Raw genomic sequence first — 16,266 nt, forward strand, 5'->3', positions numbered from 1 at the left:
GCAATGGCGGCACTCAGTGGCGGCAGTGGCCGCAGGCGCCGCTGCACGAGGCCAGCTGTACTTCATCCGTCGCTTCGCCCATGAAGCCGGCGTCGTTGACGGCGGCCAGCAGGCGTTCCTGCGTGGCCAGCTTTTCGTCGAATTGCACCGTGGCGCCGTGGCGCGCCAGCGAGACGCAGACGGTGGCCACGCCCGTGACGGCTTCGAGCGCGCCCGTCAGCCTGTCGGCGCAGCCTTCGTGATCCATTCCGATGATATTCAAGCGTGCTGTCTGCATGGGTTCCTCTTGTTTTTCAGATAAAAAAACAGCGTAGGCGAGGGGCGCGCATGCCGTCCAGAGCAGCACGCAAGATTTATTTTCTATTTGCGGTTTTATTGATCTGGATTAATTCCGACCCCTGCTGGCCAGCCTGATAGTGCTGTTGTTTTGTACACAGTTACCGTATTCCAGTCGACAAGCGCGCTCTGCTGCGCGATACTGTCATTCTGATAAGAACGCTGGAAAGCGCTGGAAAGGAGGGCCCATGCAGCGCCGCCCCCTGCTCAAGCTTGCCGCCCTGTGGCCGTTCGGCGCGGCGGCCGCCGGCACCTCGTCGCCGCTGCCGCTCGTGTATCCGCGCCACCAGGCGTTCGATGATCCGCAGCAAGGTTACGTGACGGCCTTGCTGCGACAGGCGCTGGCCCGTTCGGGCCAGGCCTATGTCTTGCGCCGCTCCGAACTGCGCATGGTGCAGACGCGCGCCATGCAGGAAATCGCCATGGGGTCGGGCAGCGTCGATGTCGTCTGGACGATGACGAGCCGCGCGCGCGAAACGCAGTTGCTGCCGGTACGCATCCCCATCGACCGCGGCCTGATCGGCTGGCGAGTGGCCCTGATCCACGCGCGCCAGCCGCAGTTGCTGCGCGATGTGCGCAGCATCGCCGCGCTGGCGCGGCTGTCGGCCGGCCAGATGCGCGACTGGCCCGACTCCGTCATCCTGCAGGCGAACGGCTTGCGCCTCGATACCTCGAGCACTTATGAAGGCCTGTTCCAGCAACTGGCGGCGGGGCGCATCGACTACTTTCCCCGTTCCGTGATCGAGGCACAAAGCGAGCTGGCCAGCCACGCGCAATTGCCGCTGGCGCTGGACACCCACCTGGTCATCCGCTACCCGGCCGCACTGTACTTTTTTGTCGGCAAGCACCGGCCGGAACTGGCGCGTCACATTGAAACGGGACTGGAATCCATGCTGGCCGACGGCAGCTTCGCGCGGCTGTTCCAGCGCCATTTCGGCCGCCTCGCCGATGGCTTGCAACTGTCCCGGCGCCATGTGCTGGAACTGGCCAATCCGGACTTGCCGGAAGAGACGCCGTTGGCGCGCAAGGCACTTTGGTATCGTCCAAAAAATTACTAATAGTTTTATTGATCAGTGTCAAACAGCTGCTTCAATCGTGCACACGATGTTTGACGAAACGCAAAGCGAGTTCAACAGAACACCTGTTGACACTTATTAAATTTTCACCGAACATAATTCCACGTTGCAACACTTTGCAAACCTTTCCCAGCACAAGCGTTTACCGCAGGTGTCGTGCGGGATCCGTACGTCCGTTCAACAGCCAGCTGCCGCCAGCCGCCGAACGCCCTGTTCCCTTGTAACCATCCGTTATCTTTTCGAAGGTTTGCCCATGCTCGAGTCGATCACGTCGGTATTGCACCAGGTGCCGGAACTGGCCCTGTTCCTGGCGCTGGCGTTGGGCTATGCGGTAGGGCAGATACGCTTCGGCCCCATCCAGCTGGGCGGCGTGTGCGGCACCCTGATCGCCGCGCTGCTGATCGGCCAGCTGGGCATCACCCTGGACGCCAGCGTCAAGAACGTCTTTTTCATGCTGTTCATCTTTGCCCTCGGCTATGCGGGCGGTCCCCAGTTCTTTGCCAACCTCAATGCCAAGGGTTTGCGCCTGGGTTTGCTGTGCCTGATCGAAGTGGTGGTGGTGCTGGCGCTGGTGCTGCTGGCCACGCGTTTCCTGGGCCTGGACCAGGGCACGGCGGCCGGCATGATGGCGGGCGCGGCGACGGAATCGGCCGTCGTCGGTACGGCCACGGACGCCATCTCGAAACTGGCGCTGCCGGCCGCCCGCATCGCCGAGCTGCAGGCCAACGTCGTCACCGCGTATTCCATCACGTACATTTTCGGCCTGATCGCCATCGTCATCGTCACCAGCCAGATTTTCCCGCTCCTGTTGCGCGTCAACCTGCGCGAGGAAGCCGATAAATTGTGGACGCAGATGGGTGGCGCGCAGACCGGTGGCGACGGTGCGCAGGCCGCGCCGGACATGGTGGGCCGCGCCTATCGCATCAGCCGTGGCGCGGGACGCCGTCTCGACGCCTTGCAGCATATTTTCGCGGGCCGCGCCAGCATCACGCGCGTGCGCCGGCATGGCAAGGTATTGCCCTTGGAACCCGCGCTGCGCCTGCGCAACAACGACGAGGTGCTGGTGATCGGCCACCGTCCCGCGCTGGTGGCGGCCGAAGCCATCCTGGGCGAGGAATTTGCCGACACGACGGGCTTGAACATGGCGGTTTCCGCCGTCGAAGTGGTGCTGCAGCAAGCCGCACTGGTCGGCCAGCCGCTGCGCCAGCTGGCCTTGCCCTCCGGCGTGCACGTGGCGTCCGTCCTTCGTGGCGAGCACAGCATGCCGCCGCTGCCCGATCTGGCATTGCAGCGCGACGACGTGCTGCGCCTGTACGGCACGACGCAAGGGCGCGAGCTGAACACGGCGCTGGCCGCCATCGGCAAGCGCGTGCCCACCGGGGACCGCAGCAATATCGTCTACGCCAGCATCGGCATCGTGCTCGGCGTGGTCATCGGCGGCTTCAGTGCCAAGCTGGGCGGCATCCCGTTTTCGCTGGGCACGGGCGGCGGCGCCTTGCTGACGGGCCTCGTGTTCGGCTGGTACCAGGCGAGAAAGCCCGGCATGCCGGGCATCCACCCCAGCGCGCTCGACATGATGAAGGATATCGGCCTGGCCACCTTCATCGCCTGCGTGGGCCTGGCGTCGGGGCCGCAGGCGATCGACCTGATCCGCCAGTACGGCCTGTCGCTGCCGCTGATGGGCGTACTGATCGCCGTCATCCCCGCCTCGCTGTCGCTGCTGGTGGGCCACTTTTTCCTCAAGCTGGAAGCCCCCGTGCTGCTGGGCGCCATTGCCGGCCAGCAATGCAGCACGCCGGCCCTGTCCGCCGTGCAGAACGCGGCCGGCAATTCCACGCCCTTGCTGGGCTACACGATTACGTATGCCATCTCGAACGTGGTGCTGCCCCTTCTGGGGCCGCTCATCGTCGCCCTGGCCGGCTCGGTCCACGCGTGAAGCACGCAGTAAAGAATTCCTTCAACATGAAAGGCGGTCCGCATGGAATGGTTGCATGAGTTATTCAAGAAGTCGCCCGAAATTGCCTTGTTTCTCTCCCTGGCAGTGGGCTACTACATCGGCAAGATCAAGTTCGGCTCGTTTCAGCTGGGCGGGGTGGCCGGTTCACTGCTGGTGGCGGTACTCGTCAGCCAGGTAGGCGTTGCCATCGATCCCGGCGTCAAGTCGGTGCTGTTCGCCCTGTTCATTTACGCCGTCGGCTATGAAAGCGGACCGCAGTTCTTCAATTCGCTGGGGCGCCAGTCCGTGCGTGAAATCATCCTGGCCGTCGTGCTGGCCGTGACGGCGCTGCTGACGGTGGTCATCCTGGCCAAGATGTTCGACCTGGACAAAGGCCTGGCGGCCGGCGTGGCGGCGGGCGGCTTGACGCAGTCGGCCATCATCGGCACGGCCGGCGACGCGATTACCAAGCTGGGCCTGGCGGCCGACGAGGTGGCGCGCCTGCAGGGCAACGTGGCCGTCGGCTATGCCGTCACCTATGTGTTCGGCTCCTTTGGCGCCATCATCGTCTGCGTCAACATCTTGCCCAAGCTCATGGGGCGCACCATCCGCGAAGATGCGATCAAGGCGGAAACGGCGCTGCAGGCGGGCGTGCAAGTGCTGGGACCGGGCCAGACGCCGGCCGCGCCCGACCTGATCGGCCGCATCTACGACGTGGGCCCCGGTGCCGGGCGCTCCGTGCAGGAGATCGAAAGTGCCCATCCGAACACGGCCATTACCATCGAGCGCGTGAAACGCAATGGCCAGATCATCGACGTCAGCCCGGACCTGGTGCTGGCGGCCGACGACATCGTGCTGCTCGTGGGCCGGCGCGAAGCCATGCTCAGCGTCTCTTCCCAGCTGGGCAAGGAATTGCATGCCGTCGAAGGCATGGAACTGGTGATGCAGCGCCGCGACATGGTGCTGACGAACAAGGCTTACCACAACAAGACGGTGGGCGAAATCCGCAGCGCCACGGCGCCGGGCGTGCGCCATGGCATCTTTGTCGTGCAGCTGAGCCGCATGGGAAAAATCTTGCCCATGCAATCGGAAACCGTCGTGCAGACGGGCGACGTGGTGACCATCTATGGCGCCGAGCAGGACGTCAAGCGCGTGGCGGCCGAAGTGGGCTACATGATCGTGCCGAGCGCCAAGACGGACTTCGTCTACATGGGCGCCGGCCTCGTCGTCGGCCTGCTCGTAGGCTTGCTGGTGGCGCGTATCGGCTCGATTCCGCTGACCCTGGGCAGTGGCGGCGGCGTGCTGCTGTCGGGCCTGGTATTCGGCTGGTTCCGCGCCAAGCGCCAGACGTTCGGCTACATGCCCAGCGGCGCCGTGCAAATCTTGAAAGACTTGGGCCTGGCCGGCTTCGTGGCCGTCGTCGGCCTCACGTCCGGCCTGCAAGCCGTGCAAACCGTGCGCGAACATGGCCTGACCCTGTTCGGCGTCGGCGTGGTGGTCACCATCCTGCCGATGATTTTGACCATGCTGATCGGCCGCTACATCTTGCGTTATGACAACGTGGCCGTGTTCGCGGGCGCCTTGTCCGGCTCGCGCAGCGCCAATCCCGCGTTCGGTGAAGTGCTGAACGCGGCGCAAAACTCGATTCCCACCGTACCGTTTGCCATCACGTATGCCTTGGCCAACGTTTTCCTGACTTTGCTGGGGCCGCTGATCGTGGCCTTCGTCTGAGTCTGCAAGTATTTGCAAGAACCCTTGCAAGAACCGTGCACATTGTCTGTCTATAAGGAGTAGCAAAAATGGATTTCAGTAACCCAAGCAAACTCGCCCTGTTGAGCCCCTTTGAATTGAAGGATGCGCTGATCCAGACGGCCAAGCAAAGCAACCGTTTGATGCTCAATGCGGGCCGCGGCAACCCGAATTTCCTGGCCACCACGCCGCGCCACGGTTTCTTCCAGTTCGGCCAGTTCGCCATGACGGAAGCGGAACGTTCCTATGTGTACATGGAAGACGTGGGCGGTTTTCCCACGCGCGACGGCATCGAGGCCCGCTTTGAAATCTTCGTGCGCAAGCATGAAGGCAACCCGGGCGTGCATTTCATCGAGGCTGCCGTGTCCTACGTGCGCGACCAGCTGGGCTTGAGCGCGGGCGATTTTATCTATGAAATGTGCGAAGCCATCCTCGGCTGCAACTATCCCGTGCCGGACCGCATGCTGCGCCTGTCCGAGAAAATCGTCGGCCAGTATATCCACCGTGAAATGGTGGGCGACCATCCCTTCGTCGGCAACTTCGATATGTACGCCGTCGAAGGCGGCACGGCCGCCATGACGTATCTGTTCGCCAGCCTGAAATCGAACCACATCATCCAGGAAGGCGACACGATCGCCCTGGGCATGCCGATCTTCACGCCGTACATCGAAATTCCCCAGCTGAACGATTACAAGCTAAACACCGTGCACATCGATGCGCCGCAATCGAACAACTGGCAATTCACGAAGAAGGAGCTGGACAAGCTGCTCGATCCCAAAGTCAAAGCCTTCTTCCTCGTCAACCCCAGCAATCCGCCCTCCGTCAAGATCGATGACGAGACCCTGGAATACATCGCCAAGATCATCAAGAAGCGCCCGGACCTGATCATTCTGACCGATGACGTGTACGGCACGTTTGCCGACAATTTCGTCTCGCTGTTCGCCATCTGCCCGTTCAACACCATCCTCGTGTATTCGTTCTCGAAATACTTCGGCGCGACGGGCTGGCGCATGGGCGTGGTGGCCACACATGAAAACAATGTGCTCGACGATAAAATTTCCAAGTTGCCGGAAACCATCAAGAAGCAGCTCGATGCCCGTTATCACTCGATCACGACGGAGCCGCGCGAGCTGAAATTCATCGACCGTCTGGTGGCCGACAGCCGCACGGTGGCGCTGAACCACACGGCCGGCCTGTCCACGCCCGTGCAGGCGCAGATGACCTTGTTCTCCCTGTTCTCGCTGATGGATGAAGAGCAAAAGTACAAGCAGTCGATGAAGCGCATCGTGCTGCGCCGCAAGGAAGCGCTGTACCGCGAGCTGGGCTTGCCGATGGTGCACGACGCCAATTCCGTACGCTACTACCACTTGCTGGACATGGAGTCCCTGGCCGCGCAAATGCATGGCGTGGAGTTTTCGCAGTGGCTGCTGAAAAAACTGAAACCGAACGAAGCGCTGTTCCGCCTGGCCGAGGAAACGGGCGTCATCCTGCTGCCGGGCCGCGGCTTCGGCACGACGCACCCGTCCGGCCGCGTGTCGCTGGCCAACCTGAACGAATACGACTACGCCAACATCGGCCGCGCCATCCGCAGCATGGCGTCCGAGTTCTTTGCCGTGTTTGAAAAGGAAAAAGAGAAGGGTAGCAAGAAGGCGAAGAAATAATTAGTTTGGTAAAGGCTTGACCGTAACGGGCGTCCCGCAAGAGGCGCCCGTTTTCACGTGCCGGCCGCAGTGACCAACAGTGCAGGCTGGAATGGACATCCGTGGATATAATTGCTATTGTGAAAGTATAAACATGGCAACCCCGTGCTTTCCCCTCATTCATTGACTGGACGCTACATGGGCAGATTGCAAGGACACCTATCATTATTGCTGGCCAGCGCGCTGGGCGCGGCCATGCCCGCGCTGGCGGAACCGCTGACCTTTAACGAAGCGCTGCAGCAGGCGGCCAAGGCTTCGGGCGCCGTGCAGGGCGCCGCGCTCGACGTGCGCGCAAAAACACTGAAGGCGGAAGCCTTGTCGAATATCGACGGCCCGTCCGTGGACTTGACGGCGTTTCGCGGCCGTTTGTCGACGGATTTGAATATCGATACGAGCGGCTTGTCCGGCGTGGTGGGCGGCATCGAATCCGTGCTGCCGCCTATCCCCGGCTTGCCCACGCCCCACATCCCCAATTCCCTGAACCGCGAAGTGGTGACGGATTTGACGTCGTTCGGCTTGCTGGGCATGTGGCCCATTTACACGGGCGGGCGCCTGGACGCCGTCAAAGGCCTCGCTTCCAGCCAGACCCTGGCCGCGCAGGCCGAGCGCACGGAAGCGGAAGAGCAGCTGGCCACCCTCGTGGCGCAGCGCTACTTCCAGTTGCTGCTGGCGAAACGGGTGGTGGCCGTGCGGGCCGAAGTGACGGCCGGCGTGACGCAGCACCAGCGTGACGCGGCCAGGCTGGAAAAGGGCGGCCTGATTTCGCGCGCGGAGCGCCTGCGTGCCGACGTGGCCCTCGACAGCGCCCGCAGCGACGAGGCGCAGGCGCGCAGCGACGAGGAAATCGCCCAGGTGGCGCTCGACCGCCTGCTTGCCGTCAATACGCAGGTGCTGCCCAGCACGCCGCTGTTCGTCAACAGCTTGCCGGTCGGCACCTTGCAATCGTTCATCAGCACGGGCATGCGCGAAAATGCGAACTGGAAAAAGATCGACAGCAAGCGCGTGCAGGCCGAGCAAGCCCTGAAGCTGCATGGCAAGGAATACGCGCCCACCGTGTTTGCCATCGGTAACTACAACTTAAATCGCGGCAATGAAAAACTCGTGCGCTCGAACTGGGCCGTCGGCCTGGTCGTGGCCGTGCCGCTCGTGCACCGCATCAATACGGGCAAGATGATCGCCGCCGCCAAGCTCGACCAGGAGCGGGTGGAAGTGGTGGCGCGCCAGGCCGAGCGCGACATTCCCACCCTGATCGAAAAGAACTGGCGCGCGCTGGAAAACGCCCGCATCCAGTATCTGTCAACGGCCTCGTCGGTGGAGCTGGCGCGCGAGAATATCCGCTTGCAAACAGTGGCCTTCCAGCAGGGGCAAGTGACGTCGCTGGAAGTGGTCGATGCGCGCCTGAACCTGGCCAAGGTCGAGACCCAGCGCGCGCAGACGGCCTACAACTATGTGATGGGCCTGGCGCAATTGCTGGAAGCGACGGGCGAGACGCAACGCCTGGGCAGCCTGGCCGCCGCGGCCGATATCCAATTACCTGTGGACAAATAATAATGAGTACCTCTAAAAAACCATTGGCCATAGTCGCCGCCGTCATCGTGCTTGCCTTCGTCGGCTGGGGCTTGTACCAGGCCTTCCAGCCGCAGCGCCTGCCTTTGCAGGGGCAGATGGATGCGCAGGAAGTCAATGTCTCGTCGAAAGTGCCGGGCCGGGTGGGCGAGCTGTACGTCAAGCTGGGCCAGACCGTGCCGAAAGGCCAGATATTGTTCCAGCTGACGAGCCCGGAAGTGGATGCGAAGATCGCCCAGGCGACGGCCGCCACCCAGGCGGCCGAGGCCGTGGCGCAAAAGGCGCAGGCCGGTGCGCGTCCGGAAGAAGTCGCGGCAGCGAAAGCCAACTGGGAGCGGGCCCAGACGGGGGCGACCATCGCCAAGACGACGTACACCCGCGTCAACAATATGTACGAACAAGGCGTGATCGCCCAGCAGAAACGCGACGAGGCGCAAGCGCAATGGCGCGCCGCCGACCAGCTGGCGCAGGCTGCCCGCGCGCAATACGACATGGCGCAAAAGGGCGCCCGTCCCGAAGACAAGACGGCCGCCGCCGCCCAGGCGCGCCAGGTGGGCGCCGTGCTGACGGAAGCGCAGATCGCCCTGGCCGAAACGAAGATCGCTGCGCCTGTGGCGGGCCAGGTCAGCAAGATCCAGATACAGCCCGGTGAACTGGCGCCGCAAGGTTTCCCCGTGATTACCCTCGTGAACCTCGACGACGCCTGGGCCGTGCTGCAAGTGCGCGAAGATGAAATGGCCGCGTTTGCCATGGGCAGCACGCATACGGCCAATGTGCCGGCGCTGAAACAGCAGCTGAGCTTCAAGGTCAGCTCCGTGGCCGTGCTGCCGGACTTTGCCACGTGGCGCGCGGCACGTCCGGGCGGCACGGACTTGCGCACGTTTGAAATCCGCCTGCGTCCCGCCATCAAGGTCGAGGGCTTGCGCCCGGGCATGTCGGTCGTGTTTCCAGCGCTCTGATACTCGATGAACGAAGCGGATAAAGAGCCGGTTTCGGCGCTGGCACGCGAGTGGCGGCGTTTGCGTGGCGACTTCTGGGACTTTGGCATGCTCAGCTGGATTCCGGTCGTGCTGTGCGGCATGCTGTGGCTGGTGTTTTCCGCCGGCATCGCGCGCGACTTGCCCATCGTCGTCATCGACAACGATAACTCCACCTTGTCGCGCCAGCTCACGCGCTGGCTCGACGCTTCGCCCGGTGTCCAGGTGGCGGCGAAAGTGGCGTCCAGCGACGAAGCGCTGCACCGGCTGCGCGAACGCACGGCGTTCGGCTATCTGCTGATCCCCGACGATTTCGAACAGAAACTGCTGGGTGGCCGCCAAGCCACCGTGCAATGGCTGTACAACGCGCAATTTTCCTCGCACGCGGGCGCCTTGCTGCGCGACGTGCGCACGGTCAGCACGACCTTGTCGGCCGGCATCGAGATGACGGCGCGCGCAAAAAAAGGCGTGTCGGGCGTGCAGGCTGCCGCCCAGTTCGAACCGATACGCACGACCTTGAACAGTTTATACAACGAGAACATCAGCTATGAAGCGTTCCTGACCCTGGCACTGATGCCGGCCATGCTGCAGATTTTCATCGTCGTCGCCGTCGTCACGAGCATAGGCCGCGAGTTGCGCGACGGCACGGTGCCGCAATGGCTGGCTATGGCCCGTGGCAGCTGGCTGCGCGCCATCGGCGCCAAGCTGCTGTTTCCCCTCATCGCCTACTGCGCGCTGGCGCTGCTGTACTTGCTGTTCTTCAGCCTGGCGCGGGACTGGGCCGTGGCGGGCAGCTTGCCGGCGTTACTACTGAGCATGCTGCTGCTGGTGCTCGCCTATTGCGGCCTGGCCACCTTGCTGATCGGCGCCACCTTGTCCCTGCGTCTGGCCCTGTCGGGCGCGGCCTTCATCACGGCGCCGGCCTTCGCATTTGCGGGCCAGGCTTTTCCCTTGATGGCCATGCCGGCGCCGGCCCGCGCCTGGGCGGAAGCCTTGCCGCTCACGCATTATCTGCAGCTGCAAACGAAGTACTGGCTGGCCGGCGCGCCGTGGCGCTATGGCGTGCAGGAAATGCTGATACTGGCCGGTATCGCCATCGGCTGCGGCGCCGTGGGCGTGTTCCTGCTGGCGCGCCGCGCGAATGCGCCTGCCGCCTGGGGGCGCGCATGATGTGGCCGGCCTTTCTCGCCACCTGGCGCGCCATGCTGACGGACAAGGGCGCACTGACCTTGCTGTTCATCGGCGGCATCATCTATTCCTTCTTTTATCCGCTGCCGTACTCGACGGAAATCGTCCAGCGCGTGCCCGTGGCCGTCGTCGACCAGGACCGCAGCGCCATGTCGCGCCAGCTGACGCGCTTTGCCATGGCCCACCCGTCGCTGCAAGTGATCGCCGTCACGCCGGACCTGCCCGTCGCACAAGATCTATTGTGGCGCGACGAGGTCATGGGCGTGCTGATCATTCCCGACGGCTTGCAGACGGACGTGCTGGCCGGCCGCGCCGCCCACGCGCAGGTGGCCGGCAATGGCTTGTATCTGATGCTCAACAAGGTGGCCCTGAATGGCCTGGCCGAAGTGGTGGGCACGGTGTCGGCCGGTATCGAATTGAAACGTCTGGGCGCGGGCACGCCATCGGGCATCCAGGCCAACGAGCAGCGCTCGCCCATCGCTTTCGACGCCGTGCCCCTGTTTAACGTCAAGGAAGGTTATGGCGCGTATGTCGTGCCTGGCGTGGCCACCTTGATCGTGCAGCAGACTTTGCTGATCGGCATGACCATGCTGTTCGGCACCTGGTACCAGCGTAAAAACTTCCCGCTGGCGGGCCAGCGCACGGCGGGCGGCTATCTTGGCATGCTGCTGGCGTTTGCCTGCGTGGCTTTCCTCAACTGCTGCTATTTCTTCGGCTTCGTCTTCTGGTTCCAGGACTACCCGCGTGGCGGCAATTTTGGCGGCATGCTCTTGCTGCTGGTGCTGTTTTCCTTGGCGGAAGCGGCCTTCGGCATGCTGCTGGGCATGCTGTTCCGCACGCGCGAACGGGGCACGCAACTGATGATCGCCACCTCGATGCCCGTGCTGTTCCTGGCTGGCCTGACCTGGCCCGTGTCGTCCATGCCCATCGTGCTGCAATGGCTGCGCTGGCTGCTGCCATCGACGGCCGGCATCCAGGGCTTTGTCGCTCTCAACCAGATGGGTGCCTCGCTGTATGAAATCCGCCATGAAGTGGCGGGCTTGCTGGCCCTGCTGCTGGCTTGCGTGGCGCTGGGCTGGTGGCGCTGGCGCGCCGAGGCGCCAGCGTCCGTCATCCAGCAAGGATGAGCATGAAACCAGGGAAAGAGCTGGAGCCCCAGCTGCCCGTATCGTTAGCGACGGGAGCCATCACGCTTTCCGCAATGCCGCCAGCAGCAGCTGGCAAAAACCGTCACGCACGGGGTCGGGCAGGTTGTCATTGGCCCGCAGCAGGCTGTCGACGCGGGGCAGCGGTGCAAGCCGTTCCAGTGCCGCGTGCCGGTGCACGCCCTGGCCCAAGTTGCGTGCATTGACCACCGCCATGCCCAGGCCGGCGGCAACGGCGGTCAGCATGCCCGCCACCGATGGACATTCCAGGCCCGCGCTCCAGGCCATGCCGGCCTGGCCCAGCTTTTCCTCGGCCAGCCGGCGGTAAAAGCAGTGCGGCCCGTAGGTGATCAGCTTGACGGTCTCTCCCGGCAAAGCCTGCTCTGCCGTGGCAGCGCACCAATGCAGCGATTCTGTCCATAACAGCGTGTCGCCCGGTGCCGCCTTGCCGGCAAAATCCTGGTGCAAAATCACATCGAGCACGCCGTCGGCAAAGCGTTCGCGCAATACCTGGCTTTGCTCCACCACCAGCTGCACGTCCACCTTGGGGTGGTGATGCGAAAACTGCGACAGCACCGCGCACACGTCGGCCAATGAAATCTGCTCCGTCACGCCGATGCGCATCCGGCCTTGCATCGCCGATGGCGAAAAATGGGCGACGGCGTCATCGTGGGCGTCGAGTATGTTGAACGCATGCCGCAGCAGCACGGCTCCCTGGTCGGTCGTGCCAAACAGCCCGCCGCTGCGCGCCAGCAGCTGGCAATCGAGCTGCTGCTCCAGCCGCTTGATTTTCCAGCTGACGGCCGACTGGCTCAGATGGAGCAGGCTGGCTGCCTGGCTCATGCTGCCGGTTTGTACCACGGCCCTGAATACACGCAGGGCGTCGATGGATAGGCGTACATTCATGGGTTATGACAAGAATTGGATTGAAGATTAAAAGAATGTCGCTGACGTCATGTTGAGTCTAGCCTTAGCCTGCAGGTTCTGCAAACAAAAGGACATCTGATGACGAGTCAAGAACCGCTGTTGAATGGCCACGCCCTGATCCACGGCCAGCGTATCGCCACCGGCATCCATGGCGCAGGTACGCCGCTGGTGCTGGTGCATGGCACGCCGGCGCACAGCATTATCTGGCGCGAACTGGTGCCGCTGTTCGTCGATGCCGGCTTCCACGTGCACCTGTATGACTTGCTTGGCTTTGGGCGATCCGAGCGACCCGTCGAGGCCGATACCTCGGTAGCGGCGCAGGTGACCTTGCTGGCGGCCTTGCTCGAGCACTGGCAACTGCCGGCCACCCACTTGTTCGGCCACGATATCGGCGGCGCCATTGCGCTGCGGCTGGCGTTCGACCACGCGGCGCGCCTGCGCAGCTTGAGCATCGCCGACGCGCCCAGCTACGATTCCTGGCCATCGCCTACCTGGAAGCATCTGCGCGATGACTTCGCCCGGTATGCTTTGACGCCGGCCAGCGAGCATCGCGCCACGATGGCGCGCCAGCTGGGCATGGCCGTTTTTCACAAGGACAGGATGCAGGGCGAGCTTTTGCGGTCTTACCTGGAGCCGCTGTGCGGCGTGGTGGGGCAGCCCTCGTTCTACCAGCACCAGGTGGCGCACTATAACGCCCGCCATACGATGGACTTTGCCGAAAAACTGCCGCAGTTGACCGTGCCGGTACAGGTATTATGGGGCCGGCAGGACGAGTGGCAGCCGGTGGCTTATGGCCATCGCCTGCAGCGCGATATTCCCGGCGCCACCTTGCACCTGTTTGACGAGGCCGGGCACTTCCTGATGGAAGATGCGCCAGCGGCCGTCGCGGCACAAGTGATCGCGTTTATTCATCAACTGGAGAGGAGGGGACCATGATATTGATCGGAATGCTCGATTCGCCTTACGTCAGGCGCGTTGCCATCGGCATGAAAGTGCTGGGTCTGGACCATGAACACCGGCCCTTGTCGGTGTTTTCCGATTTCGACCAGGTACAAGCCATCAATCCTGCCGTCAAAGTGCCGACCCTGGTTACCGGCGACGGCCAGGTGCTGATGGACTCGACCCTGATCCTCGCATATCTGGAAGAACTGGCCGCGCATGCTCCCCGGATCAGGCCGGAGCCTGATCCGGAGCCTGCACGCCTGCGCGCGCTGTGCCAGACCAGCTATGCTTTGGCTGCTTGCGACAAAGCCGTGCAGATCGTCTATGAGCGGCGCTTGCGCCCGCAGGAAAAGCAGCATCAGCCCTGGCTGGACCGCGTCCAGCTGCAGTTGCATGGGGCCTGGCGGCAGCTGGAAGCGTCACTGCGCGAAGAGGCGCCGGACTGCCTGAGTATTGCCGGCATCACCATTGCGGTGGCCTGGAGTTTCGCTCGGCAGATGGTGCCCGACGTGATGGCGGCCGGCGACTATCCGGCCGTGGCCGCGCTGACGGCGCTGGCCGAGCGGCAGCCGGTGTTTCTGGCTACGCCGATGGCCGGCTGATCCGCTTTCATCCGAACCGGTACTTGCAGGCGGCTTGTGCAATAATTTCATTTCCTTAACGGAAGAATATTGCCATGCCGTCTTTTAATCTGTTCCAGCGCCTGTCCCAGGCCCCCACCAAGCCCAAGGCGGCGCCCGTCGCGCGGCAGTTCGACGTGGCGGATCTGTATCAGGGCCCCATCGCGCTGGGAGCGGAAGGCGAGACGCAGGCGCGGCCCTTCGATGAAAAGCTGCGCCAGGCGTATTTCTGGATCGTCAATCACGCCATCATCAGCCCCCATTACGATATCGAGTACAACGACGGCCCGTCGCAGACGTATTCCGTGGGCGACAGCCGACGCACCCTGAATCTGCCGTCGGCGCAAAGCTATTCCAGTTTTATCCTGCTGCCGCTGCTGACGTTCGCCACGCGCCGCAAATGCCTGTTCGTTGGCGGGCCGGGACGGGGCAAGACGGCCAGCGCCTTGCTGATGGGCGTGCTGGCCGGCTCCACCGTCAAGGAAGTCAAACGCGCCATGCAGCATGGCCACCCGCAGATGACGGTGGCCGATTTGCTCGGCAACCCGCTGCCGGCCGACCTGGTCAACGCGCAAAGCATGGACGATATCCGCATCGCCTGGCGCGCCTGGCTGGGCATGCGCGTAAAAATCGTCGATGAATACAACCGCATCCCCACGCGCACGCAGAGCGCGCTGCTCACCGTCATGGGCGACAATTACGCGGAAGTGCTGAACCACATTTACGAATGCCCGGAAGCGGCCTGGTATCTGACGGCCAACGACGACCAGGGAGGCGGCACCTACCAGGTGATCGAGGCGCTGCGCGACCGGGTCGACGTGACGGTGCAGGCGCTGGCCTTCAACCCGCGCTTCCTGAACGAACTGCTGCTGCGCGTGGAAGAAAACGTGCGCCCCGAAGAGCTGGTGCCGCCCGATATCATCTTCACGGAAAGCGAGGTGGACCAGATCGGCGAAGCGATCCGCCAGGTGGGCATCCCCGACGCCGTGCGGCGCCGCCTGGAGTTCTTTGCCAGCCAGTTCGAGCTGTTCGAGACGGCCGGCGGCCAGTTCGAATACATGACCAAGGATACGGCCCGCCTGGCCGGCGCTGACCGGGGGCAGGCGCAGGCGGCCGACAATGGGCGCGACCGCCTGAAGGATCTGGGCTGCCAGACCCTGAACGGCATCTCCGTGCGCACCCTGATGGCGCTCATGATCTACGCCAAGGCCATGGCTTACTTCCGCGGCAATGGCGAAGTGGCGCTGGAAGACTTGCGCCAGGTGCTGCCGTTTGTGTTGCATAACAAGCTGCAGCCGGACCCGGATGCGCCATTTTTCGCGCTGCCGGAAAACGCCGCCTACCGCAGCGACAGGCTGGGCTGGCTGCGCCGTTTGTTCGATCTGTCGAACGATGAATTCAACCGCCTGGACCTGGACCGCGACGATCCCGTGGGCGTACTGTCGGCCGAATTCGACCTGGGCCTCGACGGCGTCAGCGAACGCGAAACGCTGGCGCGTCTGAACCGCATCGAAAAGCTGATCGGCGAACGCACGAAGGGGAGAAAACTGTACGGTCCCCTGTACGACGATCTGTTGAAGCTCAAGTACCTGCACCAGCGCTATACCAACTACCGCAGCTGGCTGCGTTCGCAATGAGCGTCCTGCGTTGCCAAGGCTTCCTGGAAGCGCTGGCCCTGCTCAATGGCGAAGCGGGCGACCTGTGCGCCAGCTACGAATTGCAGCGCCTGCCCGATGCGCCCGATCTCGCCACGGCGCTGGGCTTGCGCGTGGAAGACCATGCCTTGCACGTCATCGCCCCCGCGCGCGACTTGCCGGCCGACCTGTGGCACATCAAGGTGGCGCCGTGCGGGAGAACGCAGCTGGAGCAGGTATGCCAGCGCTGGTTTTTCTCGTCGCGGCACATGCAGGCGGCGCCATTGGGGCGTTTCCGCGCGCAGCTGGTGGCCGCCTTCCTCGAGTCGCTCGATGACGCGTTCGGTGGATTTTCCCCGCACGCCGTGACGATGACGCCGCCAATGTGGTACGCGATCCACTGGGACGAGATCGCGTTCGAGCGCGATGGCGAACGCTATCTGTTGCACTTTTCGCACAGCGACTGACGG

The 16,266-nt window shown here is 63.4% G+C and carries 14 protein-coding genes; 12 read left to right on the forward strand and 2 right to left on the reverse strand.

Annotation, left to right across the window (positions count from 1 at the left end):
- Positions 1-13: 13 nt before the first annotated feature.
- On the reverse strand, positions 14-277 hold the full coding sequence (locus BLU39_RS10400) for a heavy-metal-associated domain-containing protein (RefSeq protein WP_092712634.1): 264 nt from the start codon (positions 275-277) through the stop codon (positions 14-16).
- A 247-nt stretch (positions 278-524) separates the two neighbouring features.
- Between BLU39_RS10400 and BLU39_RS10405 the strand changes: the two genes are divergently transcribed.
- From BLU39_RS10405 to BLU39_RS10440, 8 genes are all read left to right on the forward strand, one after another.
- Positions 525-1,394: a substrate-binding periplasmic protein gene (locus BLU39_RS10405; protein WP_092712636.1), complete on the forward strand. Its 870-nt coding sequence runs from the start codon at positions 525-527 to the stop codon at positions 1,392-1,394.
- 271 nt (positions 1,395-1,665) lie between these two features.
- Positions 1,666-3,348 (forward strand): aspartate-alanine antiporter, encoded by a 1,683-nt coding sequence (aspT, locus tag BLU39_RS10410; RefSeq protein WP_092712638.1) that lies wholly within the window; start codon positions 1,666-1,668, stop codon positions 3,346-3,348.
- Between the two features lie 42 nt (positions 3,349-3,390).
- Positions 3,391-5,079 (forward strand): aspartate-alanine antiporter, encoded by a 1,689-nt coding sequence (aspT, locus tag BLU39_RS10415; RefSeq protein ID WP_092712640.1) that lies wholly within the window; start codon positions 3,391-3,393, stop codon positions 5,077-5,079.
- Between the two features lie 68 nt (positions 5,080-5,147).
- Positions 5,148-6,758, forward strand: coding sequence for a bifunctional aspartate transaminase/aspartate 4-decarboxylase (locus tag BLU39_RS10420; RefSeq protein WP_092712642.1), 1,611 nt, complete (start codon positions 5,148-5,150; stop codon positions 6,756-6,758).
- A 177-nt stretch (positions 6,759-6,935) separates the two neighbouring features.
- Complete coding sequence (locus tag BLU39_RS10425; RefSeq protein WP_254788947.1) at positions 6,936-8,345, forward strand: TolC family protein; 1,410 nt, start codon at positions 6,936-6,938, stop codon at positions 8,343-8,345.
- A 2-nt stretch (positions 8,346-8,347) separates the two neighbouring features.
- A complete protein-coding gene (locus BLU39_RS10430) occupies positions 8,348-9,322 on the forward strand; it encodes an HlyD family secretion protein (RefSeq protein ID WP_092712646.1) in 975 nt (324 codons plus the stop codon).
- Positions 9,323-9,328: 6 nt separating this feature from the next.
- On the forward strand, positions 9,329-10,510 hold the full coding sequence (locus BLU39_RS10435; RefSeq protein WP_092712648.1) for an ABC transporter permease: 1,182 nt from the start codon (positions 9,329-9,331) through the stop codon (positions 10,508-10,510).
- Positions 10,507-11,655, forward strand: coding sequence for an ABC transporter permease (locus BLU39_RS10440; protein ID WP_092712650.1), 1,149 nt, complete (start codon positions 10,507-10,509; stop codon positions 11,653-11,655). The genes BLU39_RS10435 and BLU39_RS10440 overlap by 4 nt, the downstream gene beginning before the upstream one ends.
- Positions 11,656-11,715: 60 nt before the next feature.
- Here BLU39_RS10440 and BLU39_RS10445 read toward each other — a convergent pair whose 3' ends face one another.
- Positions 11,716-12,579, reverse strand: coding sequence for a LysR family transcriptional regulator (locus BLU39_RS10445; RefSeq protein WP_092712652.1), 864 nt, complete (start codon positions 12,577-12,579; stop codon positions 11,716-11,718).
- A 99-nt stretch (positions 12,580-12,678) separates the two neighbouring features.
- On the opposite strand from BLU39_RS10445, the gene BLU39_RS10450 reads away from it, so the two are divergent.
- The 4 genes from BLU39_RS10450 (at position 12,679) to BLU39_RS10465 (ending at position 16,263) form a co-directional block, all read left to right on the forward strand.
- Positions 12,679-13,536, forward strand: a complete 858-nt coding sequence (locus tag BLU39_RS10450) for an alpha/beta fold hydrolase (RefSeq protein ID WP_092712654.1) — start codon at positions 12,679-12,681, stop codon at positions 13,534-13,536.
- A complete protein-coding gene (locus BLU39_RS10455) occupies positions 13,533-14,144 on the forward strand; it encodes a glutathione S-transferase (RefSeq protein WP_092712656.1) in 612 nt (203 codons plus the stop codon). The genes BLU39_RS10450 and BLU39_RS10455 overlap by 4 nt, the downstream gene beginning before the upstream one ends.
- 74 nt (positions 14,145-14,218) lie before the next feature.
- On the forward strand, positions 14,219-15,799 hold the full coding sequence (locus BLU39_RS10460) for an AAA family ATPase (RefSeq protein ID WP_092712658.1): 1,581 nt from the start codon (positions 14,219-14,221) through the stop codon (positions 15,797-15,799).
- On the forward strand, positions 15,796-16,263 hold the full coding sequence (locus BLU39_RS10465) for a hypothetical protein (protein WP_092712660.1): 468 nt from the start codon (positions 15,796-15,798) through the stop codon (positions 16,261-16,263). Before BLU39_RS10460 ends, BLU39_RS10465 begins: the two co-directional genes overlap by 4 nt.
- Positions 16,264-16,266 lie beyond the last annotated feature (3 nt).

This window comes from Janthinobacterium sp. OK676 (assembly GCF_900103595.1).
In the GTDB taxonomy this organism is placed as follows: domain Bacteria; phylum Pseudomonadota; class Gammaproteobacteria; order Burkholderiales; family Burkholderiaceae_D; genus Janthinobacterium.